General features: G+C 39.1%; 1 protein-coding gene. It reads left to right on the top strand.

The features are described 5' to 3' along the window. A partial coding sequence (locus tag BUB95_RS14120; RefSeq protein WP_143185618.1) for a LamG domain-containing protein occupies positions 1 to 3,029 on the top strand: 3,029 nt, incomplete at both ends.

Raw genomic sequence — 3,029 nt, 5'->3', positions numbered from 1 at the left:
TCTGCTAGTGCAGGATTCAATTTTGATATCGCTGGTATTGGTCGTGATGATGCCTCTGGACTTGACCAAAGACAATCTAGCAGTATCAACTCTATTGTAGACGGTACTGGAGAAACTCGTGGTATTGTAACCATGGGACTTACCTCTATTGAAGATACCAACTCACAAAATAAAACCGTAAATGCATCCTCATCTTTTACTGATAAGAACTTTATCATGTGGGGGAATAATAATGCTAGTCTTGATGCTGCGCCTTCTACCGTTGCGGTAGATATGAGTGCTAATATTGCGGGACTAAATACAAATGTAGAATTCATTGGTATGCAACGTATATGGAAAGTTGTTGAAACTGGTGATGTGGATAGAGTACAAATCTCTATACCTCAAAATGCCGTAAGAAACATTACGCCTCCTGGTAGCTACCTCATGTTTATCTCTGATACGGGTGTATTTACTCCTACAGCACAATATCGTGTCATGACTGATGATGGAAGCGGTAATTTAATTGCAGAGTATGATTTTCCTGCTAACACAGAACGGTATATCACCTTTGGTTATGCGCCTGAAATTATTGTACAGCGTTCTATAAACTTTGATGCTTCTGCACTAAACTATATTGATGTAGAAGATAACCTAGACCTAAACTCTGCTTTTACTTTATCTACTTGGATTAAAAGAGCTTCAGATTCTAGAAACAAGTCTATTATATCTAAAAGAGATGTAGGCTATTCGCAAGGCTATGATTTAAAAATATTAAACAATCAAAGAGTTGAACTATCATGGATAAACGGTGGCTCTCACAATATAAGGTCTAGCGTCGCTATTCCTGAAGACGTATGGCATCATATTGCTGTAACTCATGATGGAACTACTGCTAGACTATACATCGATGGTGTATTAGAAACTACCGAAACTTTACCTCTACCTGCTGATACGAGTCAATCGTTCTTAATCGCGGCGGCTGGACGTGATGGAAGTACTACTGCTCACTTCGATGGTAACATTGATGAAGTACGTGTATGGAACACTGCGCTTAATCAAGACCAACTCCGTTTCTTAATGAATCAAGAGCTTGAAGATAATCCGGGAACTATTGGTAAATATTTTGATGACAACAGTATTCTACCGACTAAAAATGATGCCTCTAGTTTAGATTTCTCTAATCTTAGAGCTTATTTCCCAATGTCGCGCTATACCTACACAAATACCAATGACGACTCTGGTAATGACTTAGTGGGCTACTTAAGACAACTACGAACGGTCGATTTCCAAACAGCTCCCCTACCATATGTATCTACTCAAAATGGAAACTGGACGGATAATAGCACTTGGACTAACGGGGCAATGCAAACCATTCCTGGTGCACGCGCCTTAGCTGATAATGAAGTGTACGTAAATTGGAATATCGTTGAAACAGCTCATGATATTACTATTGATAATACTTCGCTTTTTGATGATACACTTGTTAATCTTCCTGACCCTGATGGAAATGATAACGAAGGTAATAGAACTGTACTTGCACATATCCTGTCTTCTGGTACTGTAACTGTAGATGGAGATAACACTGCTAAAACTGGTTTTGGATATACAGTAACACATTACTTAGAATTAAATGGCATGCTAGATTTAGAAGGCGAGTCGCAACTTATACAAACCACAGATAGTGATTTAATATTAGGACCATCTGGTGAATTAGAAAAAGACCAACAAGGAACTACAAATACATACCACTATAACTATTGGTCGGCGCCTGTTGGGGATGCTAGTATTGACCCAACAAATATTACAAATGAGAATAGATATTCTTACTCAGTAACTGATATTATGTTCGATGGTGGCAGTGGTGTGAACTTCTCTGCTACTGGATATGACGGAAGTAACACTTCTCCTGTTACCATTGCAGATTACTGGATTTGGAAGTTTGCTAATCAAACCGATGGGGATTACTCGCAATGGCAGCACGTAAGACGTACTGGAACCATACTTCCTGGTGAAGGTTTTACTATGAAAGGACCTGGTTCTACAGGTACAGAACAAAACTATACTTTCCGTGGTAATCCTAATAATGCTGATATTAATCTTACTATTAATCAGTATAACGATTATTTAGTTGGTAATCCTTATGCCTCGGCTATTGATGCGAGACAGTTTATTATAGATAATGGTGGAACCCTATTTTTTGATCAAGGATTAATTCGTATCGTTTTAGACGGCAGTAGTAATCCTGTTTTGGATGGTAATGGACATCCTATTTATCAAGATGATGACGGAAATCAATATACTATGCTAGTAACTGTTGGCGGAACTCCTGTAAATGATCTTAATGGAAATCCAATTTATCAAGATGCTGCCGGAAATCCGCATTATGCACATTTAGATGGTGGTGGAAGCCCTATTTTAGATGGTAATGGATACATGCTTTATATAATTACAGGTTATGTTGGAGAAGACGACGCTACGACTAGTGGTACACTCTACTTCTGGGAACACTGGGGTGGCGGTGACCACATCCTACAAAATTACGAAGGTGGGTATGGAACCTACAACCTTGCGGGTAGCATTGCTGCGCCTTTCGCTTCAGCTGGTACTTCTGACCCTGATGTATCGCCTACTGGCTCTGGTACCAAAGCGCCTGGTAGATATATCCCTGTCGGACAAGGATTCTTTGTCGTGGCAGATAATGGTGGTACGATTAACTTTAATAACGGACAACGTGTCTTTAAAAAAGAATCTACTGCTAATGGTGAGTTCTTTAGAACTGCTAACCCACAAGAGGAACCCAATGATGTTGTAACTGAAGATATTGCAGACCCGAGAACTAAATTTAAATTTAGTTTTGTCTCTGCTGCTGGACAACATAGACAGCTACTATTAACTATAGATGACAACACTACTCCTGATGCGGATTGGGGTTATGATGCTACAACATACGAATACAAAGATGATGATATGTTCTGGGCTATTAATAACGATAATAATTTCTATGTTATACAAGCATCTAACAGTATGGATGAGGAAACTAGCTATCC

The organism is Winogradskyella jejuensis, assembly GCF_900129745.1.
GTDB classification, from domain to species: Bacteria; Bacteroidota; Bacteroidia; order Flavobacteriales; family Flavobacteriaceae; genus Winogradskyella; species Winogradskyella jejuensis.
This window is presented reverse-complemented; position numbering and strand designations above follow the sequence as displayed.